Origin of the sequence: Paraburkholderia polaris, from assembly GCF_012927345.1 — a bacterium.
GTDB lineage: Bacteria > Pseudomonadota > Gammaproteobacteria > Burkholderiales > Burkholderiaceae > Paraburkholderia > Paraburkholderia polaris.
Map to the genome: position 1 here is coordinate 36,018 of NZ_JABBGJ010000026.1, position 23,833 is coordinate 59,850.

A 23,833-nucleotide genomic window follows, 5' to 3' on the forward strand; every position below is an offset into this window, starting at 1 on the left:
TCATGGCATGGACTCGTGACGAAATGGCCGCACGCGCGGCGAAGGAATTGCAGGACGGTTTCTACGTGAACCTCGGCATCGGCTTGCCGACGCTGGTGGCGAACCACGTGCCGGCTGGCGTCGAAGTGTGGCTGCAGTCGGAGAACGGCCTGCTGGGCATCGGCCCGTCGCCGACCGAAGAAGAAGTGGATGCCGACCTGATCAACGCCGGCAAGCAGACGGTGACCACGCTACCGGGTTCGTCGATTTTCTCGTCGGCGGATTCGTTCGCGATGATTCGCGGCGGCCACATCAACCTGGCGATTCTGGGCGCGATGCAGATCAGCAAGAAGGGCGATCTGGCCAACTGGATGATCCCCGGCAAGATGATCAAAGGCATGGGCGGCGCGATGGATCTGGTCGCGGGCGTCAAGCGCGTGGTCGTGCTGATGGAACACGTCGCGAAGGGCGACCAGCACAAGATCCTCGAAGAATGCACGTTGCCGCTGACGGGCGTGGGCGTGGTCGATCAGATCATCACCGATCTCGGCGTGATCGAAGTGACGGAAGACGGCCTGAAGCTGACTGAGCTGGCGCCGGGCGTCAGCGTCGAGGAAATCCAGGCGAAGACGGGCGCGCCGTTGGACGTGAGCGCGGTGAGCTGAATGATTGGGTGAGCCGGCCGCCTCGGTTCATGCGAGCGGCACCCGGCGGCAACGCAAGTTGCCTTGTGGGTTGCGGGCGGCTTACGCAGCAAGTTGAAGCAAGTTGTAGGCGGGCGAGGCGCGAGTCTCGCCCGTTTTTGTTTTGTGGCGTTTTTTGTGCCGCTCTGCGCTGCCCGCACGGGGGCGCCTGGGGGCTATGTGTTGGTGCCTCCCGGGCAGTCCTAGGCCGTTTGGCCGATCCTTGCTGCGAGGCAAAGCGGTTTACAATCGTTTGAAGATTCGACGTTCATTTCCCGCCGCTTGGTCTGCGCCGAGCCCGCAGCGTTTTTGCAAGGAACCCAGATGACCGAAACGTCCGTTTCCACCGCCGAGCGGCCCGTGCCGCGCCAACGTTATGTACAGTGCGCGAGCGCCGGTGGCTTGCACCGTATCGCGTACACCGAGTGGGGCGACCCAGCCAACCCGCGTGTGCTGCTGTGCGTACACGGTTTGACGCGCTCGGGGCGTGATTTCGACCGCCTCGCGGCGGAATTCGCCGGCACTTACCGCGTGGTATGCCCGGATGTGGTGGGGCGGGGCTTGTCTTCGTGGCTCGCGAACCCCAACTTCTATAGCGTGCCGCAGTACGTCGCCGACATGGTCACGCTGATCGCGCGCCTGAACGTCGAAACGGTCGACTGGTTCGGCACCTCGATGGGCGGTCTGATCGGGCTAGCGCTGGCCGGTCTGCCGGAAACGCCCATTCGCAAGATGCTGCTGAATGACGTCGGTCCGCATCTGGAGCCTGTGGCCGTGCAGCGCATCGGCGATTACCTCGGCAAGCCCGTGCGTTTCGAAACGCTGCAGCAGGGCATCGATTACGCCGCGTTGCTTGCGCAAACGTTCGGTCCTCTCACGCCAGAGGAGTGGCGCGAGATCAATACGCCGCTTTTGCACGAGAAGGACGGCGCATGGTTGCTCCGCTACGACCCGCGGATCGCACAGCCGTTTACCGCAACGACCGAAGAGGCGGCCAAACTCGGCGAGGCCGCGCTGTGGCATTCGCTGGCTGCGTTTCAGGGGCCGGTGCTGGTGGTGCGCGGCGAGCAGTCGGATCTGCTTTCTCGGGAGACCGTTGCCAGGATGGTCGAGACCGGGCGTGCTGTATCGAGCGCGGAAATCGCAGGCGTCGGGCATGCGCCGGCGTTTCTGTCGGCCGATCAGATCGACATTGCGAGGCAGTTCTTTATCGGACCGGCCGCTGACGCGTCATAATATAGAGTTCCGCGCGGCGTTCTTGAGCCTTGAGCGAGCGGGCGCAATGCGGAACGCATCTTCGATCAACTTTCAATCAACCTCAGGATTCTTCATGGCAGTCATTCGTCACCACGTCGGCAAGCGCCTCTCGGAAATCGCCGTGCACAACGGCACCGTGTACCTCGCGGGCCAGATTGCCGAAGACGATGATCAGGACATCACGGGTCAGACGCGCGAAGTGCTGGGTCATATCGACCGTCTGCTGGACGAAGTGAATAGCGACAAGTCGCAGTTGCTGTCCGTGCAGATCTACATCTCGGACATGGTGCACTTCGCCGGCATGAACGCGGTGTGGGACGAGTGGGTCGCACAAGGCGACACGCCGCCGCGCGCCACCGTCGAAGCCAAGCTCGCGAATCCGAAGTGCCTCGTCGAAATCGTCGTGGTCGCCGCGCAGCTCGCTTAAGCCTGGCCTCGCAGTTGTTGAAATTCCGTTGATCCGTCTGGCCCGGTGGGCCGTCGCACCATGACTACCGAAATCGTTACGAGTACTCCGACCCCCATCCCGTCCTTCGACGAAGCGATGGCGTTCGTGCGCGAACATGCGGGCGAGGTGCGGCTCTCATCGGGCGAGTTGCTGGCGGATCATGCGGCGGGTACGGCGTCGATCATGCGCACGCTTAACGTCGATCCGCCGGCTGTGCTGGCGGCGGCCTTGTTTGCGCTGACGCCGCATCTGCAGGATCCGGAGCGCTTGATTGCCGACAACTTCGGCGAAGAAGTCGCGCAACTGGTCGGCGACGTTCGCAAGTTGCTTCGCCTGGGTACCGTGAGCTTGCGCGCGGCGCAGAATGCGATGCCTGAAGCGGGGCGAGATGCGCAGGCTGCGCGCCGCGCCCAGGTCGAGGCGTTGCGCAAGATGCTGCTCGCGTTCGCGCAGGACATTCGCGTCGTGTTGATCCGGCTCGCGTCGCGCTTGCAATCGCTGCGCTATTACGCGGCGGCGAAAATCACGCCGTCGCCCGACGTCGCGCGTGAGACGCTCGATATTTACGCACCGCTCGCGAACCGTCTGGGCATCTGGCAACTGAAATGGGAGCTCGAGGATCTCGCGCTCCGCTTTGAAGAGCCGGTCACTTACAAGCGCATCGCCAAGCTGCTCGACGAGAAGCGCGTCGAGCGCGAGAGTTATGTTGCGCAGGCAATCGAACGTCTGCAGCGGGAACTGGCTGCGGCGCATGTCCAGGCCGAGGTCAGCGGCCGGCCGAAACACATCTACAGCATCTGGCGCAAGATGCGCGGCAAGGAGCTGGACTTCGCCGAGCTGTACGACGTGCGCGCGTTTCGCGTGATCGTGCCGGACATCAAGGATTGCTACACCGTGCTCGGCATCGTGCATAACCTGTGGCAGCCGGTGCCGAAAGAGTTCGACGACTACATCTCGCGGCCGAAGCCGAACGGCTATAAGTCGCTGCACACGGTCGTGATCGGCGACGACGGCCGTGCGTTCGAAGTGCAGATCCGCACGCAGGAAATGCATCAGTTCGCCGAGTACGGCGTGGCGGCGCACTGGCGCTACAAGGAAGCGGGCACGCGTGGTTACGGCGGCCAGTTCAGCGCCAATGAGAAGTACGACGAGAAGATTGCGTGGTTGCGCCAGTTGCTTGCGTGGAAGGACGAAGTCTCGGAGGGCGAGCACGGCGAGAAGCGCGCAGCGCAGCCGTGGGAGCAACTGCGCCAGGCTACGCTCGACGACGACCACATTTACGTGCTCACGCCGCAAGCGCGCGTGATTCCGCTGCCGCACGGCGCGACACCGGTGGACTTCGCGTATCACCTGCATAGCGAGCTGGGGCATCGCTGCCGTGGCGCGCGTGTCGATGGCGCAATGGTGCCGCTCAATACGCAACTGCAGAATGGTCAGACGGTCGAGATCGTCGCGGTGAAAGAGGGCGGTCCGTCGCGTGACTGGCTCAACCCGCAACTCGGGTATCTGCAGAGCCATCGGGCACGGCAGAAAGTGCGTGCGTGGTTCAACGCGGTCGAAGTGCAGGAGCACATCGCGAGCGGCCGTGCGATGGTCGAAAAGACCCTGCAGCGCGAGGGCAAGACGTCGGTCAATCTCGATCAGCTCGCCGCCAAGCTCGGCTTCAAGACCACCGACGATCTGTTCTCGGTGGTCGGCAAGGAAGAGTTCAGTCTGCGGCTCGTCGAGCAGGCGCTGCACGATGCGCCGCCGCCCGAGCCGGTAGTCGAAGCGCCGGAACAGTTCGAGAAGCGCAGTAGCGGCGCGAGCGTCGCCCGCGGGGCTTCTACGGGCGTGCTGGTGGTCGGCGTCGACGCGTTGCTCACGCAACTCGCGCGTTGTTGCCGTCCGGCACCGCCCGACGACATCAGCGGCTTCGTCACGCGCGGCAAGGGCATGTCGATCCACCGCAGCGATTGCCCGACCTTCCTGCGCATGGCCGATCGCGCGCCGGAGCGTGTGTTGCAAACCGCATGGTCGGCAGATGTCATGAGCGGCCGCGGGCAATCGGTCTATCCCGTTGACCTCAGCATCGAGGCAACGGATCGCCAAGGTCTGCTACGCGATATCTCGGAAGTTTTCGCGCGCGAGAAAATGAATGTGATCGGCGTGAAAACGCAATCGCGACGTAACGCCGCGTTTATGCAATTCACTGTCGAGGTATCGAGCGCTGCGCAGATTCAGCGCGCGTGTACGTTGCTGGGTGAAGTAACGGGCGTGATGCGCGCTACACGCAAGAACTAAAGCTTGGGCGAGGTGGCCAGGTGTCAACAGGCATCCGTTCGATGCGCCCGCGCGTGTGAGTAGAAATTTAAAGTCGGTGCATAAAAGTACTTGCCAAGCGGTGTGGCGCTCCATATAATCTCGTTTCTTCAGGCTCGTAGCTCAGCTGGTTAGAGCACCACCTTGACATGGTGGGGGTCGTTGGTTCGAGTCCAATCGAGCCTACCAACGAAAGAGAAATTCCGGTTTTACCGGGGTTTCGCAAACTGCAGTAAGCGCCTCGGCGCAAAAGGCGAGTAGGGTATGACACCGCGAACGTTGACCGAAACTACTTCGGAGCGACGCTAGTCGAGGACCACTTTCGCCAATGTAGTTTGCAGGAAATGTGAATGCGGCCCCTCGAAAGCGGGGCCGCATTTTTTTTGGCTTATTTGATGGTTGTATGTGCCGCCGCCGGTCGGCACCACGGAGAACGCAATGGTTTCGATACGTCTGCCTGACGGTTCTGTTCGACAGTACGAGCATCCGGTGACCGTCGCCGAAGTGGCCGCCTCGATCGGCCCCGGCCTCGCGAAGGCCGCGCTCGGCGGCAAGATCGACGGTGAACTCGTCGACACGTCCACGCTGATCGATCACGACGTGGCGCTTGCCATCGTCACCGAGAAAGACGCGGACGGCCTCGATATCATTCGCCACTCCGCAGCGCACTTGCTCGCGTACGCGGTGAAGGATCTGTATCCGGAAGCGCAAGTCACGATCGGTCCGGTGATCGACAACGGCTTCTACTACGACTTCGCATATAACCGTCCCTTCACGCCTGAAGATCTCGAGAAGATCGAAAAGCGCATGCAGGAACTCGCGAAGAAAGACGAGCCGGTCTCGCGCCGCGTAGTGTCGCGCGACGAAGCTGTGGACTACTTCAAGAGCATCGGCGAAAAGTACAAGGCCGAGATCATCGAATCGATTCCGGCTACCGACGAAATCAAGCTTTACTCGCATGGCGGCTTCACTGATCTGTGCCGCGGCCCGCACGTGCCGTCCACCGGCAAGCTGAAGGTCTTCAAGCTGATGAAGCTCGCCGGCGCCTATTGGCGCGGCGATTCGAAGAACGAGCAGTTGCAGCGCATCTACGGTACGGCCTGGACGAAGAAAGAAGACCAGGACGCGTATCTGCACATGCTCGAAGAGGCAGAGAAGCGCGATCACCGCAAGCTCGGCAAGCAACTCGATCTGTTCCATATGCAGGACGAGTCGCCGGGCATGGTGTTCTGGCATCCGCGTGGCTGGACGCTGTGGCAGCAGGTCGAGCAGTACATGCGCCGCCGCGTGAACGACGCTGGCTACCTTGAAATCAAGACGCCGATGATCATGGACCGCTCGCTCTGGGAAGCGTCCGGTCACTGGCAGAATTATCGTGAAAACATGTTCACGACCGAGTCGGAAAAGCGCGACTACGCAATCAAGCCGATGAACTGCCCCGGTCACGTGCAGGTGTTCAACCACGGTCTGCGCTCGTACCGCGATCTGCCGCTGCGCTACGCCGAGTTCGGCTCGTGCCACCGCAACGAATCGTCGGGCGCGCTGCACGGCCTGATGCGTGTGCGCGGTTTCGTGCAGGACGACGCGCACATTTTCTGTACCGAAGACCAGTTCATCAGCGAATCGATCGCGTTCAACACGCTGGCCATGAGCGTCTATAAGGACTTTGGCTTCGACAATGTCGAGATCAAGCTGTCGCTGCGCCCGGATGCGCGCGCCGGCACGGACGAGACATGGGATCGTGCGGAGCAGGGCCTGCGCGAGGCGCTGACGGCGTGCGGCGTGACGTGGGAAGAGTTGCCGGGTGAGGGTGCGTTCTACGGCCCGAAGGTCGAGTACCACATCAAGGACGCGCTCGGCCGCTCGTGGCAGTGCGGCACGTTGCAGCTCGATATGGTGCTGCCGGAGCGCCTGGGCGCCGAATACGTCGCCGAAGACAATAGCCGTCGCCGCCCGATCATGCTGCACCGGGCAATCGTCGGATCAATGGAGCGCTTTCTCGGTATTCTGATCGAGCACCATGCTGGTGCAATGCCGTCATGGCTCGCGCCCATGCAGGTTGTGGTGATGAATATCGCGGAAAGTCAGGCCGAATATGCGCAGTCTCTAGCCCAATCGTTGCAAAAACAAGGGGTTAGAGTGGAGGCCGATTTGCGCAACGAGAAGATTAGCTATAAAATACGCGAGCACACGCTAGAAAAGGTGCCGTACCTGCTTGTGGTCGGTGACAAAGAGCGTGAAGCCCAAACGGTAGCCGTGCGTGCCCGTGGTGGTGTCGATCTGGGTGTGATGCCTCTCGATACCTTCATTGAGCGTCTGCGCCAGGACGTGCAGTCGTTCAACTGAGCCACTTGGCAGCCCGGCTCGTTTTTTTAATTTTTAGAGGAAACGTAACATCGCTACTGATAAGTCTGCGCACCGCATCAACGGTGAAATTACAGCACCCGAGGTGCGTCTGGTCGGCGTCGAGAACGAACCGCTCGGCATCGTGAAACTCGCTGATGCGTTCCGCATGTCGGAACAGCAAGATGTGGATCTGGTCGAAATCGCTCCGCAAGCGGTTCCGCCGGTCTGCCGTTTGATGGACTACGGCAAGTTCAAGTACTCGGAAGCGAAGAAGCAACACGAGGCCAAGCTGAAGCAGAAGATCGTCCAGGTCAAGGAAGTCAAATTCCGCCCGGGCACTGATGACGGCGATTACAACGTCAAGCTGCGCAACCTCATCCGCTTCCTCGACGACGGCGACAAGACGAAAATCACGTTGCGTTTCCGTGGCCGCGAAATGGCTCACCAGGAAATCGGTATGCGCATGCTCGAGCGCCTGCGCACGGACCTCGACGAAGTCGGTCAGGTCGAGCAGATGCCGAAAATGGAAGGGCGCCAGATGATCATGGTGCTCGCGCCGAAGAAAAAGAAGTAAGCGATTGGAGCAGCGGCGCGCCGTGTGGCGCGCGCTCTGGTTGTCAAAGATTGAACGATGCTGTGCCGGGTGTCCGGCGCGGTATCGGCAGGTTTCGGATCGGTGCCTATGCGAATGGGCGCCGCTTCCTGAAAAGCGGCTGCCGGCAGTATCGGCGGTCTGCATACCAAGTGGAATGGGTTTCGAAGGGCGGGTAATGGCCATCTGGCCGACCGCACACCCATATCCATCTAATAATGGAGTTGTCATGCCGAAGATGAAGACCAAGAAGAGTGCTGCAAAGCGCTTCGTGGTGCGTCCGGGCGGTACCGTCAAGCGCGGTCAAGCCTTCAAGCGCCACATTCTTACCAAGAAGACCACCAAGAACAAACGCCATTTGCGCGGTTCCACGTCAGTTCATGAGTCAGATATGAACTCCGTGCGCGCAATGCTGCCGTTCGCTTAACCCTTAACCGACACTCATAGGAGCAAGATATGCCTCGAGTAAAACGTGGGGTTACCGCACGGGCCCGTCACAAGAAGATCATCAAGCTGGCCAAGGGTTACCGCGGCCGTCGCAATAACGTCTATCGCATCGCCAAGCAGGCGGTCATGCGCGCAGGCCAATACGCCTACCGCGATCGCCGCAACAAGAAGCGTGTGTTCCGTGCATTGTGGATCACGCGTATCAACGCGGCGGTGCGTCAGCACGACATGACGTACAGCGTGTTCATCAACGGCCTGAAGAAGGCTTCGATCGAACTCGACCGCAAGGTGCTGGCCGACATGGCTGTGTTTGACAAGGCTGCTTTTGCTGCGATCGTTCAGCAGGTGAAAGCCGCCGTTGCAGCCTGATTGCGCTTTGGGCAATTAAACTGCGTGGTTCGTTGTAGCGAACATCCGGTAGTCTCGGTGACGCTGCAACAAAAACGGGGCTCCTCACCGAGCCCCGTTTTTGTTGGTAGAACCAGTTTTGCAACGATTGAACACTGACGTTGAAATGATGGGATCAATGGATCTGGACCAGATTGTCGCCGACGCGCAAAAAGCCTTCGCAGAAGCCTCCGACGTCACCACCCTCGAGAACGAGAAAGCGCGCTTTCTCGGCAAATCGGGTGCGCTGACCGAGCTATTGAAGGGCCTTGGCAAACTCGATCCCGAAACGCGCAAGACCGAAGGCGCACGGATCAACCTCGTCAAGCAACAAGTGGAAGCCGCGTTGACGGCCCGCCGTCAGGCGCTGGCCGACGCGTTGCTGAACCAGCGCCTCGCCGCTGAAGCCATCGACGTCACGCTGCCCGGCCGCGGCACCGGTGCAGGCAGCCTGCACCCGGTGATGCGCACGTGGGAGCGCGTCGAACAGATTTTCCGGTCGATCGGATTCGACGTGGCCGACGGCCCCGAAATCGAAACCGACTGGTACAACTTCACCTCGCTGAACAGCCCGGAAAACCATCCGGCGCGTTCGATGCAGGACACCTTCTACGTCGACGGCAAAGATGCCGACGGCCGTCAACTGCTGCTGCGCACGCACACCAGTCCGATGCAGGTGCGTTACGCCCGTACCAACACGCCGCCCATCAAGGTGATCGTGCCGGGCCGCACGTATCGTGTGGACAGCGATGCAACGCATTCGCCGATGTTCAACCAGGTCGAAGGCCTGTGGATTGACGAGAACATCAGCTTCGCGGACCTGAAGGGTGTCTACTCCGACTTCCTCAAGAAATTCTTCGAACGCGACGATATTCAGGTGCGCTTCCGTCCGTCGTACTTTCCGTTCACCGAACCGTCGGCTGAAATTGACATGCTGTTCGAAACGGGCAAGAACGCCGGCAAGTGGCTTGAAATTTCGGGTTCCGGCCAGGTTCACCCCACGGTGATCCGCAACATGGGCCTCGACCCCGAGCGCTACATCGGTTTTGCTTTCGGCAGCGGCCTCGAGCGGCTCACGATGTTGCGTTACGGCGTGCAAGACCTGCGTCTGTTCTTCGAAAACGACTTGCGTTTCCTGCGTCAATTCGCGTGAACTGGCGCGTACGAACGCGACAAGCATAGAGCGCGGCACTGTGCGCAGTGCCGCAGCAGCGTCCCCGGCAGCGCTCGTCAATGGCGAGTATTGAAGCAGCTGCCGGACGTGGACCTAACCCGATCAGAACGTACACAGAACCATGCAATTCCCGGAATCCTGGCTGAGAACCTTTGTCGATCCGCAACTGACGACCGATGAGCTGTCGCACGCGCTGACGATGGCGGGTCTCGAAGTCGAAGACCTGCGGCCGGCCGCGCCGCCGACCTCGAAGATCGTCGTCGGCCAGGTGCTGGAAGTCGTCAAGCACCCGGACGCGGATAAGCTCAACGTGTGTCAGGTCGACGCCGGCACGGGCGCGACGCTGAACATCGTGTGCGGCGCGCCGAATGTCGCGCCGGGCATCAAGGTGCCGGTCGCATTGGTCGGTGCGCAACTGCCGCCGGCCGAAGAAGGCGGCACGCCGTTCGCGATCAAGCTCTCGAAGCTGCGCGGCGTGGAAAGTCAGGGCATGCTGTGCTCTGCACGCGAACTGAAGCTCTCGGAAGATCATAGCGGCCTGATGATCCTGCCGGAAGATACGCCGATTGGCCAGGACATCCGCGAAACGCTCAATCTCGACGACACGGTTTTCGAAATCAAGCTGACGCCGAACAAGGCGGACTGCCTGTCGGTGTTCGGCGTGGCGCGCGAGACGTCGGCGATCACCGGCGCGCCGCTGCGTCCGCTTGAGATCAAGCCGGCCGAAGTCAAGCTCAACGAAACGTTGCCCGTCAAAATCTCGGCGCCCGATCTGTGCGGCCGTTTTTCGGGTCGCGTGATTCGCGGCGTGAATGCGCGCGCGAAGTCGCCGCAATGGATGGTGCAGCGTCTCGAACGCTCGGGTCAGCGCAGCATCTCCGCGCTCGTCGACATCTCGAACTATGTGATGCTCGAACTCGGTCGTCCGTCGCACGTGTTCGATCTGGACAAGATCCACGGCGGTATGGATGTGCGTTGGGGCCGCAAGGGCGAAACGCTCAAGCTGCTGAACGGCAACACCGTCGAACTCGATGAAACCGTGGGCGTGATCGCCGATGAACAGCACATCGAAAGCCTCGCAGGCATCATGGGAGGCGACAGCACGGCCGTCACGCTTGACACCACCAACATCTATCTCGAAGCCGCGTTCTGGTGGCCGGATAGCATTCGCGGCCGCTCGCGCAAGTACAACTTCTCGACCGATGCAGGCCATCGTTTCGAGCGCGGTGTCGATTACGCGACCACCGTCGAACACATCGAACGCATTACGCAATTGATCCTCGATATCTGTAGCGGCGAAGCCGGCCCGGTCGACGATCAGATCGTCAACGTGCCGAAGCGTGAGCCGGTGAAGATGCGGGTCTCGCGTGCGAACCGCATCATCGGCATCAAGATCGACGCGGACGAAATCGCGCAGATCTTCACGCGCCTCGGCCTCACGTTCGAACGCGACGGCGATACGTTCTCGGTGATGCCGCCGTCTTACCGCTTCGATATCGAAATCGAAGAAGACCTGATCGAAGAAGTCGCGCGTATCTACGGCTTCGAAAAGATCCCCGCACGTCCGCCGGTCGCGACCAGCGAAATGCTGCCGACCAACGAAACGCAGCGTTCGATCCACGTGATCCGTCACGCGCTCGCCGCGCGCGATTACGCGGAAACGGTCAACTTCAGTTTCGTGGACGCCGAGTGGGAACAGGACTTCGCCGGCAACGACAAGCCGGTACGTCTGCTGAATCCGATTGCGAGCCAGCTGTCGGTGATGCGCACCACGCTGTTCGGTAGCCTGATCAATGTGCTGCGCACGAACCTGAACCGTCGCGCCGCCGATCGCGTGCGCGTGTTCGAAGCCGGCCGCGTGTTCCTGCACGATCCGTCGATCAAGGCAGGTGAGCTGACGGTAGAAGGTTTCGCGCAGCCGAAGATGATCGGAGGCCTCGCCTACGGTCCCGCGCTCGAAGAGCAGTGGGGCGCGCAAACGCGCGCAGTCGACTACTTCGACGTGAAGGGCGATCTGGAAGCCGTGCTCGCGCCGGCCGTGGCAAGCTTCGTGAAAGCGGAGCATCCGGCCTTGCATCCGGGCCGCAGCGCGCGTATTGAACTGAATGGCCGCGCAGTGGGCTGGATTGGCGAATTGCATCCGCGCTGGATGCAAAAATATGATTTGTCGCATGCGCCGATTCTGTTTGAAATCGAAGCGGAAGCATTAATGCAGCGGGTATTGCCGACTCCGGCCGACGTGTCTAAATTCCCGCCCGTGCGTCGCGATATTGCGGTGGTCGTCGATCAGAAAATCGAGGTGCAGGCGCTGCTGGACGAGCTCCAGAAGGCTCAGTCTGAAGAGGCCTGCAAGACTGTCCAGAAGGTTGCGCTTTTCGACGAATTCCGTCCAAAATCAAACACTTCCGCTGGTCTGGCTGCTCACGAGAAAAGCCTTGCGTTCCGTGTGACCTTGCAAGATACTGGCGGGACCCTTCAGGATGAAACGGTCGATTTGGCCATTCAAACTCTTGTGGAACGTCTGGCTCGAGTATATGGCGCACGGTTGCGTGGATAACCCGCATTTAACATTTGCACGGCATTTTTCCGCAACTTACGTTTCTGCTTGGCGCGCCATTTGATAGATATGAATGAAATGAACTCGAGTGATTTCGAAGCCCTTCTTACGGCGCAACGCAGCGCCATGATTCGCGAAATTCCGACATCACCCGCGGCCGTTTCCACTGAAACGCCGACGCTGACCAAGGCTGAACTTGCCGAGTTGCTGTTCGACAATGTCGGGCTCAACAAGCGGGAAGCGAAAGACATGGTCGAAGCGTTCTTCGAGGTGATCCGTGACGCGCTGGAGAGTGGCGATAGCGTGAAGCTGTCGGGGTTCGGCAACTTTCAGTTGCGCGACAAACCCCAGCGTCCCGGCAGAAACCCGAAGACCGGCGAGGCAATTCCGATCGCCGCGCGCCGCGTTGTGACGTTCCATGCAAGTCAAAAGCTGAAAGCGCTGGTCGAGAACGGCGCTGAAGCGAGCTTCGCGCGCTGATCGATTGGCGCGTCCCTGCGCAACCCACCACGACGGCTAACTGACGATGACAGCGACGATCGAAAAAGTCGTCTTGCCTCCGATTCCGGCGAAGCGCTACTTCACGATTGGTGAGGTCAGCGAACTATGCGGCGTGAAACCGCATGTGCTGCGCTACTGGGAACAGGAGTTCACGCAGTTGAGGCCGGTCAAACGGCGCGGCAATCGCCGGTACTACCAGCATCATGAGGTGCTGTTGATCCGGCGGATTCGTGAGTTGCTGTATGAGCAGGGTTTCACGATCAACGGTGCGCGCAATCGGCTTGATTCGCCTGGCGGTGGCGCGCGCGCCGCGCCGGCTGACGTAGTCGAGGAAGCTGAGGGCGCAGCGGCGCCGGCAGCAGCAACGGCTGCGGTCGATGTGGAGCAGTTGCGCAAGGAGTTGCTGCACGTGATCGATTTGTTGGGTCACTAGTTTGCTTTGTTAGCGTAGAGCGGTTCTAATCGCTTGAAGTGTCTGTTATAATTTTTAACTGTTCGGGGCGTAGCGCAGCCTGGTAGCGTACACGCCTGGGGGGCGTGTGGTCGGAGGTTCAAATCCTCTCGCCCCGACCAAAGAAATCAAGGCCTTACAAGCAATGCTTGTAAGGCCTTTTTCTTTGTCTCGACGCAGGCCGGCGTCCCAGATCGCCTTTGGCCCCATCGCCGTCACCACAGCCCTGGCACAATATCCACGAACAGTATCTTTACGATCGTCATAGCCGGAAAGATCATCGCGTAACCGATGTCCGGCTTGTCGGTTGGCGTGAGCTTGTTGGCGAAAGCGAGAATCGCCGGATTGCCGCAGGCGCCGGCAACGATGCCCGCCACCTCGTCGTACGGTAGCCGGTACACCAACAGACCCAGAATTAGAATTGGCGCGGCCAGCGCGAGCAGCACGATCGCGCCAAGGGCAAGCATCAACAGTCCGGTCTGTGAGACCGTCGCGGCGAACTTCGGCCCCGACGCCATGCCCACCTGAGCAAGAAAAATCGTCAGCCCGAGATTGCGCAACACGAGGTTTGCGGGCAGTGGCATCGTCCAGTTGATGCCCCCCGTGCGGCGCAGTTTGCCGAGCACAAGCGCCACGATCAAAACCCCGCATAAGCCGAGCGCAAGCTTGCCAAAACCCGGAAGCGGAATCTGGATCGCGCCGACCAGAAATCCCAACGCCATCCCGAGGCCTACCGAGATATAGCTGAATTCAGCCGTGCCCTTGATCGAATCGCCGAAGAAGGTCCGCAATGCCGGAAACGCCGCGCGCTGCGTTAGCAGCCCAACCCGATCGCCGTATTCGAGTATCAGATCGGGGCTTGGCATGACGTCCGCGTCCCCGCGCCGCACATGCGCGACGATCGAGCCGTCCGGCAGTTTCAGTTCGCCAAGCATACGGCCCACCACATTCGCACGCGAGGCAAACACGCGCAGATAGTCCAGATCGCCGCGGTCTCGCAGCACGCGCCCGGGCGCTGCTTCGCCGAGACTCTTGCGGGCCTCGGCAAGCGCACTCTCATTCGGACTGACAGCGAGCACCACATCGTTTTCGGTCAGCACGAGTTCGGGTGTGGCCGGAGCATTGTGATGCGCGCTCCGCACAGCGACGATCTGCACGTTGGCGGGCAGGGCGGTGACCGCTTCGGCGAGCGTCTTGCCACAGAACGCCGGGTTGCGTAGCCCGATTTCGAGGATTTCGAGGCCAGCGTTGGAGGCCGTTTTGATCTTCGGCGCGAGCACCATGAACGCCAGATACAGCAGCAGGATCGGACCGGCCACGCCAAATGGATAGGAAACCGAATATCCCACTGCCGCATCGTCGTTGCCGAGCGTGGCAATGGCTGCCTGCAACGCAGCAGTGCTGGTGCCGGAACCTGAGAAGAGGCCGAGTGCATAGCCCGGATTCAGTTGCATGATTTTCTGAATCGCGACGCTCGCAGCGCCCGCGCACAGCACGCCGATCAATGCGAGGAGGTTCGCGCGTCGGCCAGCGGCGCTGGTCAGCCCGAGGAAAAACTGCTTGCCGTATTGCACGCCGACTGTGTAGAGGAAGAGCGAGAGGCCTAGCGCGCCGATCATTGGCGCGGGTGCTGACTTCGGCGCGAACCAGCCGGCAGCGAGTGCGACGAACAGCACCGCGCCGACGCCGAGAGAGAACCCTTTGATATTGATTTCGCCAACGAAATAACCTACCGCGATGGTGAGGAACAGCGTCATTAAGGGCTGCTGCTCGAGAAGCGTCTTCAGGAAATCCACGTTTCCTCCGATAGGGTTTAAGACTTCGGGCTCTGCTGGTTTCCTGCGGCTGTGATGCTTATGCTGAATGAGTCGAAGAGGTGCCCTCTGGGGCGGGATGTGTGCCAGTATCTAACAGAATCCTGGTTTTTTCTTCCGTGTTTGAGGGCGGCGCTGAGGGCACGCCCGCGGCGGGGGAAATTCTATGCGGGTTAGTTAGCGGTGCTTCGCGCCGATGGATGCCATTGAGTCGTTGGCAAACCGGGCGAGGGCAGCGCCGTTGGCAAACTGCCTTAGCGGCGCTGATTCGGAGAAAGCCTGGGAGCCAGGTCTCAACCTCTGCCGAGCGCGATATACCGCTCGAGGTGATGATCCTCATCCCCCAGTTGATGGTCGATCATCACGAGGCGCTTTGCATAGTGAGCCAGCGGCAACTCCCACGTCATGCCGATGCCGCCATGCAGCTGAATACATTCCTCGGCAACCAGCGCGCCAATCCTGCCAATACTGTATTTGGCCGCCGAAACCGCCCGTTCCCGCACCGCGCGTTCAGCCCCAAGCGCCGCAGCTGCGTTGATCACCGCCGATCGCGCCTGCTCGATCTCGAGCAGCAGATCGGCCATCCGATGTTGCAATGCCTGGAAGCTGCCGATCGGCACGCCGAACTGCTTGCGCGTGCGCAAGTACTCAAGCGTGTAGTCCTTCGCGACATCCATCGCGCCGACCGCTTCGGAGCACAAGGCCAGCACGCCGCAGCTGATCGCGTATTCGAGCGTCGCAAAGCCTTCGCCGACCGTGCCGAGCAGTGCGTCGTCGCCCAGCGTGACGTTGTCGAACGTGACCTCGGCCGCGCGGCCGCCGTCGATCTTGTGATAGCCGCGCACGCTGACACCCGCGGCGTCGCGAGAGACGAGAAAGAGCGTGATGCCGGTTTCGGCATCGTCGGTACCGTCCGTGCGCGCGGAGACGAGAAAGAGGGAAGCGTTCTCGCCTTGCTGAACGACCGCTTTCGCGCCGTTCAGCTTCCACGCATTGCCATTGCGTTCCGCACGCGTCGTCACGCGCGATAGTTCGTAGTGGCCGTCAGGTTCGCCATGCGCGAGCGCAACGATCCGGGATCCGTCGATCAAATCGCCCAGTGCGGCCTTTTGCGTTTCGTTGGCGCTACGCGCGATCGCCTGGCCAACGATTAGCGTATCGAGAAACGGCTCGACCACGAGGCCGCGACCCAGACTCTCGAAGACGACAGCGATATCGAAGCCGCCGCCGCCAAAGCCGCCATCCGTTTCATCGAACAACGCGCCGATAATGCCGAGTTCCGCGAAGCGATTCCACAGGTCGGCGCTGAAGCCTTCGGGCGAGCGTGCAATCCGGTCGCGCGTTTCGAAGCCGTATTGCTCGGTGACAAAACGGTTGAGCGTATCCGCCAGCATGCGGCGGTCTTCGGTGTGCTGGAAATTCATGGCGTTCGCCCCTTACAGTCCCAGGATCATTTTGGAAATGATGTTCTTCTGGATTTCGTTGGAGCCGCCGAAGATCGACAGCTTGCGGTTGTTGAAGTAAAGCGAGGCAGCGCTCGCCGCTTCGTCGGGACCGACTGGCGTGCCCTCGAAGCCATCGTGCAAGGCTTCCTCGACGAACGGCTGCGCATACGGTCCCATCGCGCGGCGTGTGAGCGAGGAGATTTCCTGGCGGATCTCAGTGCCGCGAATCTTCAGCATCGAACTCTCGGCGCCCGGCACGCCGCCACCGGCCACGGCCGCGATCACGCGCAGGTTGGTGGTTTTCATGTTCTCCAGATCGATTTCGACGCGCGCCATGCGTGCGGCAAACGAGGGATCATCCGCCAGCGGTCGGCCGTTGCGCTTCTGTTTCGCGGCGATCTTGCGCAGCCGGTTAAAGGCGGCCACGGAGAAGCCGACGCCAGCGATATTGGTACGCTCATACGTGAGCAGGTACTTGGCGTAGGTCCAGCCCTTGTTCTCTTCGCCCACGAGGTTCTCGACGGGCACGCGTACGTCCGTGAAAAACACTTCGTTGACTTCGTGCTCGCCGTCGAGCGTGATGATCGGCCGCACTTCGACGCCTGGCGTATTCATGTTGATCAGCAGGAAGCTGATACCTTCCTGCTTGCGCACGTCGGTGGCGGTGCGCACGAGGCAGAAGATCATGTTCGCGTAGTGGCCGAGCGTGGTCCACGTTTTCTGGCCGTTGACGATGTAGTGCTCGCCTTGCGCGTCGCTGGCGCGTACCGCGGTGGTCTTGACCGACGCGAGGTCTGAGCCCGCGCCGGGTTCGGAGTAGCCTTGGCACCACCAGTCCGAGCCATCAAGAATGCGCGGCAGCCAGTGGCGCTTTTGCGCCTCGTTACCGTATTTGATCATCACCGGGCCCAGCATGTTGACGCCGAACGGCACGACACGCGGTGCGCCCGCCAATGCGCATTCATTCTCGAAGATAAATTTCTGCACGGCGTTCCAGCCCGGGCCGCCGTACTCCTTCGGCCAATGATTGGCGAGCCAGCCTTGCGCGTTGAGAATCGCGTGCCACTCGGCCATGTCGTCGCGCGTGAGACGGCGGCCGCCGTGGACTTTGTCGGCGAGACGCTGCGGGAGCTTGTCGCGCAAGAAGCGCTGCACGTCGCCGCGAAAAGCCTCTTCTGCAGGCGTGAAGTTCAGATCCATAGCGGGTTCTTTCCTCGATATTTATTGGGGCTGCGAACCGGCGAACCGGCGAACCGGCGAACCGGCGAACCGGCGAACCGGCAGACCGGCAGATCGGTGGCGATCAGGCCGCCACCGGTCGAGAATGCTCCAAATGAAGTGCCGTCTCAAGCTGCCTGATTGAGGCTCGCGAAATCGGCGCCGCGCTCAACCAGATCGATCAGCAGCGGTGACGCTTGCCAGAACAACGGGTCTTCTTTCGCGAACTCGCGGATGTCCGCAAGCACCGTGGCGAGGCCCACCGTATCGGCGTATTTCATCGGCCCGCCGCGATAACGCGGAAAACCGTAGCCATAGAGGAAGGTCACGTCGACGTCGAGTGGCCGCAGCGCGATGCCTTCGTGCACAACATTGGCGCCTTCGTTGATCATCGCGGCCATGTAGCGGCGCATGATTTCTTCGTCGGTGAAAGTACGCGGCGTGATGCCGGCGCGTTCACGCTCGGCGTCGATGATGGCCGCGACCTCAGGGTCGTGCGAGCCACTGCGCGAACCTTCGGGGTACAGATAGAAACCACGGCCGGTCTTCTGGCCGAACCAGCCGCGTTCGCAAAGTCGATCGGCGATCTGTACGTAGCGTGCATCGGGATTGCGTGTGGCCGCGCGCCGCTTGCGCGTGGCCCAGCCAATGTCGCCGCCTGCCAGATCGACCACCTGGAACGGCCCCATCGGGAAGCCGAATGCACGCACCGCCGCATCGATCTGATAAGGCGACGCACCGTCCTCCATCATCGCGTCCGCCGCGCTGCGATACACCGCCAGCACGCGATTGCCGATAAAGCCGTCGCACACGCCGGCACGCACCGGTGTCTTGCGCAGCTTCTTCGCGAGTTCGAACGCGGTGGCAACCACGTCCGCACTGACCTGCTTCGGCACCACCACTTCCAGCAGTTTCATGATGTTGGCGGGGGAGAAGAAGTGCAGACCGATCACGTCCGCGGGGCGCGAAATGCTGGCCGCAATCGCGTCGATGTCCAGGTACGACGTGTTGGTGGCGAGCACCGCGCCGGCTTTGCAGACACGATCGAGTTCGGCGAACACGGCTTTCTTGACCGACAGGTCCTCGAATACGGCTTCGATCACCAGATCGGCCTCGGCGAGCGAGTCGTACGAGGTGCTGCCATGCCAGCGCGTCATCACGTCAGCTTTCTTCTCCGCACTCATGCGGCCTTTGGCGATCAGGCCGTCGTAGACCTTTTCAATGTGTGCGCGGCCGCGCGCGAGCGACGCGTCGTCGCGCTCGATCGTCGTCACCGGCAAGCCTGCATCCAGCACCGCGACGGCGATGCCCGCGCCCATCGTGCCACCGCCCACCACGCCGATTTTATTCAGCGCGCGGGGTTTTGCATCGCGTGTTTCCGGTGCCTTGAGCACTTCGCGTTCGGCAAAGAACGCGTGAATCAGTCCGGCACGTTGCGGGCTGTCGATGCATTCCAGGAACAGTTTGCGTTCGAGCCGCAGGCCGTCTTCGAAAGATTGTTCTACGGCGGCTTCAACGGCATCGACGATTTTGAGCGGTGAGAACAGACCGCGCGATTTCTTCGCCGTTTCCGCGCGTGCCGTGGCGACGGCGGCGAGGCTCGCTGCGCGGCCGTTTAGCGCCGCGGCATCGCGCGTGCGCCGTACGGGAGCGTGAGCGGCCAGCAATTCGTGCACATAGGCGAGTCCTTCCGCGAGGATGTCGTCGCTGCTGCCGAGCCGGTCGATGAGGCCGAGCGCGAGCGCTTCTTTCGCGCCGGCGTGGCGGCCGCTCAGGATCAGGTCGAGGGCGGCCTGCGCGCCGATCAGGCGCGGTGTACGCTGCGTGCCGCCTGCGCCCGGCAGCAGGCCGAGTTGCACTTCGGGCAAACCGAGCTTCGCGCCATCCACGGCGAGCCGGTAGTGCGCCGCGAGGGCCACTTCCAGGCCGCCGCCGAGCGCCGCGCCGTGAATGGCGGCCACCACCGGCTTCGCACACGCCTCGATGCGGTTACACACGTCCGGCAGCGACGGCGGCACCGGCAGCTTGCCGAACTCGCGAATGTCCGCGCCTGCGATGAAGTTGCGCCCGGCGCCGACGATCAGCACCGCCTCGACGGCCTTGTCGGCATCCGCGGCTTCAATGGCGGCGAGCAGGCCGCGCCGCACGTCGGCGGACAAGGCGTTGACTGGCGCGTGGTCGATCGTCACCAGCAGGACTTTGCCGCGCAATTCGCGCGTTACAACATCGGCGGAAGGATTGAGGGTCATCGTGTCGTCTCCTGATTGTTTGCTAACCGGCCAACTCGGGCCAGATCGAGGCAGATCGAGGCAGATCGGGCATGCCTGGTCTGGCGAATTCTCCGATTGTCGGTTGGTCAAGGTTTATTGACAATTACATAGACCGTTGACAGACTGTCAAAATTATTTTGACAAAGGCCGTGTCATGGACGTCAATTCACTGACCCTGCTGGTTGATATCCTCGATGCGGGCAACCTGAGCGAAGCCGCGCGCCGGCTGAAAATGAGCCGCGCCAATGTGAGTTACCACCTGAACCAGCTGGAGCGCTCGATCGGGTTGCAGTTGGTCAGGCGCACCACGCGCCGGGTCGAGGCGACGGAAATCGGTCTGCAGTTATACGAGCATGGCCGCACGATCCAGAACGCGCTGCTGGCCGCGCGCGAGTCGGTCACCACGCTCGGGCAGAGCTTGCAGGGGCGGGTGAGGTTGAGTGTGCCGAGCGGCTACGGGCAACTGGTGATGTCCGATTGGCTGATCGCGTTCAAGCGTCTTTATCCGGGCATCGTGCTGGATGTGATGTTCGAGAATCGCGTCGAGGATCTGATGCGCGACGAGGTCGACATCGCGGTTCGGGTGATGTCCGAGCCGCCGCAGAATCTCGTCGCGCGCGACATGGGGCCGGTGCGATATGTTGCCTGTGCTTCGCCGGATTTTGCTGAAAGCCGGGGCATGCCAGTGCGGCTTGATGATCTGCGCACGACACCGTTGATTACGGCGGCGGTGGTTGGCAAGCAGTTGCGCGTGGCGGCGTATCTGCGCGACGAGCGCCACGAAGTGCTGCTGGAGCCGACGATTATTTCGGAGAACTTTCTGTTCTTGCGCCAGGCGGTGCTGGCCGGGCTGGGTGTCGGTCTGGTGCCCGATTACGTGGTGCAGGACGACCTGCGCCGTGGGGATGTGGTGACAGCGCTCGATGAGTGGCGTCTAAGCATCTTCGGTACGAATATGTACATGCTCTATATGCCGAATCGGCATCACACGCGGGCGGCGGCGAGTTTTATCGAGTTCATTCTGGAGCAGGCGCGCGGAAGTGGGAGAGGGTTATCGCTTGAGCCGCGATGAAGCGGTTTTTCTTCGGTGCGCCGATGGTCTGTGCGCGGCAGGCGAACTGAGCAAGGATGGACTCACTGCATGGGCACGCAGAAGAAAGCGGCACCAGCACTGGTGCCTCACTCACGGGTATGCTTAACAAAACGGCGAGATAGCCGTGCGCTCTTGGGCCGCACATCAAACTTCAGGGGAGACGAAGATGAAATGGACAATCGCATTTCTAACTCTGCTTGCAATCGCCATTGTCATTGTGCTGGTCTCCCGTCTTTCGAGCGAGGAGGTCATCCGCCTCGCCGGGTATGCCGCCACCGCGGCCTTTGCCGCACTGATCGGCGTCCTGATTCGCTGGCGCGCAAATCGCGCCCAACGAAGCAAACACACGGGGTGAACACGCACGCTGGGTATTCGCCTGACCCGCATGAAGGCCATGCAGCATCGCGCTTGTCACTGCACGCGCGCTAAACCGATCGAACGCTTGCCTTTAGTTCGTCGCCAAGAAAGTCGATAAATGTTCTGAGTTTTGCTGACAGCCGATGCCGCTCCAGATAGATCGCGTGAATGTCAGCGTTCGGGAGCGCCCAGTCCGTGAGCAACGGCACCAGCTCGCCACGTATTTTTCTCGGGCGTGCCGCTGCAAACTCAGCGAAACCCGACGATATAGTATTGAAAGAGACCATTCGGAATCTCCGAGCGTCCAAGGCTTGATGTTTGCGTCATTCCAAATTGCTGACTGATCCTTGGGACATCAATTAAAATTGGAGTGTGCCCAAAAACCAGAATTTTTCCGTTGTTCTTTATCAGTGGCACCATTTTTGAAAAAATTTCATTTGCTAAAGTAGTTGTCACGACTTCATGGTTAAGGAAGCGACAAATCAGGACGTCGCACGAACTATTCCGAATTGCGGGATGCATTGCATCGCAGACAAATGCGCGATCTATTTTTCTTCTCGCTGCCTGAGTCATTGATAGGGAGGCGTCCGATGCCAGAATAATGCATTGGGGTAGCGATGCATTTAGATAGCTCGAGAATGAGCCAGTTGAGCAGGCAGGGTCGTAGATAACGCAACCAGGATAAACGATATTTCGCAGAAAATTAACAGTAAATGAGCGGAAGTGCGCTTCCTCCTGATCCAGATGGATTGGGTTTGAAGCGCATTCTGTCCAGAAAGAATCTGGGCATGTAAATTCGTCACCTGTCTCTCCTAAAGGAGGGTAGGGAAAGTGAATGTCGAACCCTTTTATCTGACTGGCGCGATCAAATACCGCCTGCTTCCAGTTGTTGTGTTTCGGAGCGGTGATTTCAAAATAATGAAAGTCACTGGAGGTTGACTCGGCTAGTATTACCCCTTGCAAGGTTTCGGGTTCAATGATGCTGTACCGACTCAGTGCATGCGTTTTTGATTTGATTCCGAGCCAAACATTGGCTTCGCCCCGTAGAAAATAGATTGAGTGCTGTTCATTTTTTCCTATCCTGACTGCTGGCATCAGATTGACTCAGGTTTAATTATAGGTTGGGACAACGTAGTTGCCGAGCGATACGATAGAGAATCTTTCCATATTCGGCATCGCGGCGCAGGCCAGGCTGATACCTAGCTCGGTGGTATGCAGTTCTTTGGACCAAATGGGAAGTCCTGCGGCCTTACACCTGTTTTTTAGTAAGTCAAGTTGTGCGTCGAGCAATAGAATGGGCGGATCTGCCGGGAGGGACACTTCGGTCATTGTGATTCCCTGTTGTGAATCGAGGTCCGCCACCAAACATTGTTGAAGTCGGGGGATAGGACTTAAATGCAGCATATGCCGCCGCCATTCGTCGCGAACCCAATCGACACCTTCAGCGATGTGGTGTTGTTGAGCCAACTCCTTGATGGCTCGGGTTGCTGCATGACTGGAATAGATGGAGCAACCCGCCCCCATTACGTGAACACCTGCAATATTTCTTTCCTGGCAGCGTGCGATATAGACTGGACAGTCGATCGTACTGGTCACGTCAATCAACTGAATTTTGGAATGCAGACATGACTCGGCATCATGAAATACTTGTGCGACGTCATCAGGCAATGAGTCTGGCGAAACGACCCGAACGGCTTGCTCAGAGGAGTAGAAAAAATGTTGAGCAATAAAGCGTCCGACGCTATGTCGTTCGATCACTTCACTCACAGCATGAATAGCCGCTTCGATATACCCCACTCCAGCCGCCAAGCCGGTGCCGCAGGAATATCGTTTGCTGGAGTGATAGTCGGCGTCATCTCCGGTGGGTTTGTTTGACGGGTAGTTGTAGTCAATCAGAAAAGCGGGGTAATGAAGGGGGAGAAATTCATCATCGTAAAATTGTATCGTGCCAAGTTGCGTTGGATTGCTCCTGGCAAGAATTCGGACTGGGAGTATCTCAGCCAAGGCTGGTTGTGTTGCGACCTTTTGAAACGGCATGAGTTTGCAAGCGGCTCGAAAATATTCCAACGAATACTGATGCTCGTACGCCTCGAATTTCGCACCGACGCGGGCTTCGTCTTCATATCCTTTCCCGCATCCACGGCAACTTTCATTGAACACCTCAGAATCCAAAGTCGCAACCGTACTTGAAAGTGGGGTGCCGAAACGATCCAGGTTAATTCGCACAGCGTTTTCACGTAGCTGGGCATCGATTTTCGCTTCAGCCTCGACGAGGGAAAGCGAGCGTTCTGGTACGATACATTGCATGTCTAGACTCCATTGAAAAAGGGGGGCGAATTTCCCCCCTTTTTTCCTAACTTAGTCAGAAAGAATTTCGATTTCCTCCGCTGTTAGAATTGCATCAAGATTGATATCTTCAGCTTCTTGTGAGTTCGATAGTGATTGGGTTTCCTCGTAGTCGCTAGTGTACATGCACATTACGTAGCCCATAGCTACCTCCGATTAGATTCAAA

20 protein-coding genes, 2 tRNA genes and 1 pseudogene are annotated in these 23,833 nt (G+C 60.0%); 16 read left to right on the forward strand and 7 right to left on the reverse strand.

Translation table 11 applies throughout. The annotated features are described in order from the left end of the window. Positions 1-2 precede the first annotated feature (2 nt). From HHL24_RS23590 to HHL24_RS23655, 14 genes are all read left to right on the forward strand, one after another. The gene (locus HHL24_RS23590) at positions 3-644 is read left to right on the forward strand and encodes a CoA transferase subunit B (protein WP_169487782.1); all 642 of its coding nucleotides are present in this window, start codon (positions 3-5) and stop codon (positions 642-644) included. 342 nt (positions 645-986) lie between these two features. Next, positions 987-1,898 carry an alpha/beta fold hydrolase gene (locus HHL24_RS23595; protein WP_169487783.1) on the forward strand — a complete coding sequence of 304 codons (912 nt, stop codon included), beginning with the start codon at positions 987-989 and terminating at the stop codon, positions 1,896-1,898. Positions 1,899-1,992: 94 nt separating this feature from the next. After that, positions 1,993-2,346 carry a RidA family protein gene (locus tag HHL24_RS23600; RefSeq protein ID WP_169487784.1) on the forward strand — a complete coding sequence of 118 codons (354 nt, stop codon included), beginning with the start codon at positions 1,993-1,995 and terminating at the stop codon, positions 2,344-2,346. Between the two features lie 60 nt (positions 2,347-2,406). Continuing rightward, positions 2,407-4,650: a RelA/SpoT family protein gene (locus tag HHL24_RS23605; RefSeq protein ID WP_169487785.1), complete on the forward strand. Its 2,244-nt coding sequence runs from the start codon at positions 2,407-2,409 to the stop codon at positions 4,648-4,650. Positions 4,651-4,780: 130 nt separating this feature from the next. Then, a tRNA-Val gene (locus HHL24_RS23610) sits at positions 4,781-4,857 on the forward strand. Between the two features lie 249 nt (positions 4,858-5,106). Continuing rightward, positions 5,107-7,014 carry a threonine--tRNA ligase gene (gene thrS, locus HHL24_RS23615; RefSeq protein WP_169487786.1) on the forward strand — a complete coding sequence of 636 codons (1,908 nt, stop codon included), beginning with the start codon at positions 5,107-5,109 and terminating at the stop codon, positions 7,012-7,014. Positions 7,015-7,063: 49 nt separating this feature from the next. Next, positions 7,064-7,588, forward strand: coding sequence for a translation initiation factor IF-3 (gene infC, locus HHL24_RS23620; RefSeq protein WP_074263967.1), 525 nt, complete (start codon positions 7,064-7,066; stop codon positions 7,586-7,588). Positions 7,589-7,835: 247 nt separating this feature from the next. Next, positions 7,836-8,033: a 50S ribosomal protein L35 gene (gene rpmI / locus HHL24_RS23625; protein ID WP_074282768.1), complete on the forward strand. Its 198-nt coding sequence runs from the start codon at positions 7,836-7,838 to the stop codon at positions 8,031-8,033. A gap of 29 nt (positions 8,034-8,062) precedes the next feature. Then, entirely contained in the window at positions 8,063-8,422 is a 360-nt protein-coding gene (rplT, locus tag HHL24_RS23630; RefSeq protein WP_006052502.1) for a 50S ribosomal protein L20, read from the forward strand. A gap of 157 nt (positions 8,423-8,579) precedes the next feature. Next, positions 8,580-9,593 carry a phenylalanine--tRNA ligase subunit alpha gene (gene pheS, locus HHL24_RS23635; RefSeq protein WP_074282769.1) on the forward strand — a complete coding sequence of 338 codons (1,014 nt, stop codon included), beginning with the start codon at positions 8,580-8,582 and terminating at the stop codon, positions 9,591-9,593. Between the two features lie 142 nt (positions 9,594-9,735). Further along, positions 9,736-12,171, forward strand: a complete 2,436-nt coding sequence (pheT, locus tag HHL24_RS23640; RefSeq protein ID WP_169487787.1) for a phenylalanine--tRNA ligase subunit beta — start codon at positions 9,736-9,738, stop codon at positions 12,169-12,171. 69 nt (positions 12,172-12,240) lie between these two features. After that, a complete protein-coding gene (locus tag HHL24_RS23645) occupies positions 12,241-12,651 on the forward strand; it encodes an integration host factor subunit alpha (RefSeq protein ID WP_063496729.1) in 411 nt (136 codons plus the stop codon). Positions 12,652-12,697: 46 nt separating this feature from the next. Further along, entirely contained in the window at positions 12,698-13,105 is a 408-nt protein-coding gene (locus tag HHL24_RS23650; RefSeq protein ID WP_169487788.1) for a MerR family transcriptional regulator, read from the forward strand. A gap of 63 nt (positions 13,106-13,168) precedes the next feature. Then, positions 13,169-13,245 (forward strand) — tRNA-Pro (locus tag HHL24_RS23655). Between the two features lie 93 nt (positions 13,246-13,338). Here the strand turns inward: HHL24_RS23655 and HHL24_RS23660 are convergent. From HHL24_RS23660 to HHL24_RS23675, 4 genes are all read right to left on the reverse strand, one after another. Further along, positions 13,339-14,919, reverse strand: coding sequence for an aspartate:alanine exchanger family transporter (locus HHL24_RS23660; RefSeq protein ID WP_169487789.1), 1,581 nt, complete (start codon positions 14,917-14,919; stop codon positions 13,339-13,341). Between the two features lie 311 nt (positions 14,920-15,230). After that, positions 15,231-16,361, reverse strand: a complete 1,131-nt coding sequence (locus tag HHL24_RS23665; protein ID WP_169487790.1) for an acyl-CoA dehydrogenase family protein — start codon at positions 16,359-16,361, stop codon at positions 15,231-15,233. A gap of 12 nt (positions 16,362-16,373) precedes the next feature. Further along, positions 16,374-17,582, reverse strand: coding sequence for an acyl-CoA dehydrogenase family protein (locus tag HHL24_RS23670; RefSeq protein ID WP_169487791.1), 1,209 nt, complete (start codon positions 17,580-17,582; stop codon positions 16,374-16,376). 146 nt (positions 17,583-17,728) lie between these two features. Next, positions 17,729-19,849, reverse strand: a complete 2,121-nt coding sequence (locus HHL24_RS23675) for a 3-hydroxyacyl-CoA dehydrogenase NAD-binding domain-containing protein (protein WP_169487792.1) — start codon at positions 19,847-19,849, stop codon at positions 17,729-17,731. Between the two features lie 175 nt (positions 19,850-20,024). Here HHL24_RS23675 and HHL24_RS23680 point away from each other — a divergent pair, with 175 nt between their 5' ends. Then, positions 20,025-20,942, forward strand: coding sequence for a LysR family transcriptional regulator (locus HHL24_RS23680; RefSeq protein WP_169487793.1), 918 nt, complete (start codon positions 20,025-20,027; stop codon positions 20,940-20,942). 187 nt (positions 20,943-21,129) lie between these two features. Beyond that, positions 21,130-21,318, forward strand: coding sequence for a hypothetical protein (locus tag HHL24_RS23685; RefSeq protein ID WP_169487794.1), 189 nt, complete (start codon positions 21,130-21,132; stop codon positions 21,316-21,318). 70 nt (positions 21,319-21,388) lie between these two features. Here HHL24_RS23685 and HHL24_RS44120 read toward each other — a convergent pair. From HHL24_RS44120 to HHL24_RS23695, 3 genes and pseudogenes are all read right to left on the reverse strand, one after another. After that, a pseudogene (locus HHL24_RS44120) lies at positions 21,389-21,541 on the reverse strand (LysR family transcriptional regulator); the annotation flags it as partial. 28 nt (positions 21,542-21,569) lie between these two features. Beyond that, on the reverse strand, positions 21,570-22,415 hold the full coding sequence (locus HHL24_RS23690) for a class I SAM-dependent methyltransferase (protein WP_169487795.1): 846 nt from the start codon (positions 22,413-22,415) through the stop codon (positions 21,570-21,572). A 15-nt stretch (positions 22,416-22,430) separates the two neighbouring features. Beyond that, positions 22,431-23,627 (reverse strand): YcaO-like family protein, encoded by a 1,197-nt coding sequence (locus HHL24_RS23695; RefSeq protein WP_169487796.1) that lies wholly within the window; start codon positions 23,625-23,627, stop codon positions 22,431-22,433. Positions 23,628-23,833 lie beyond the last annotated feature (206 nt).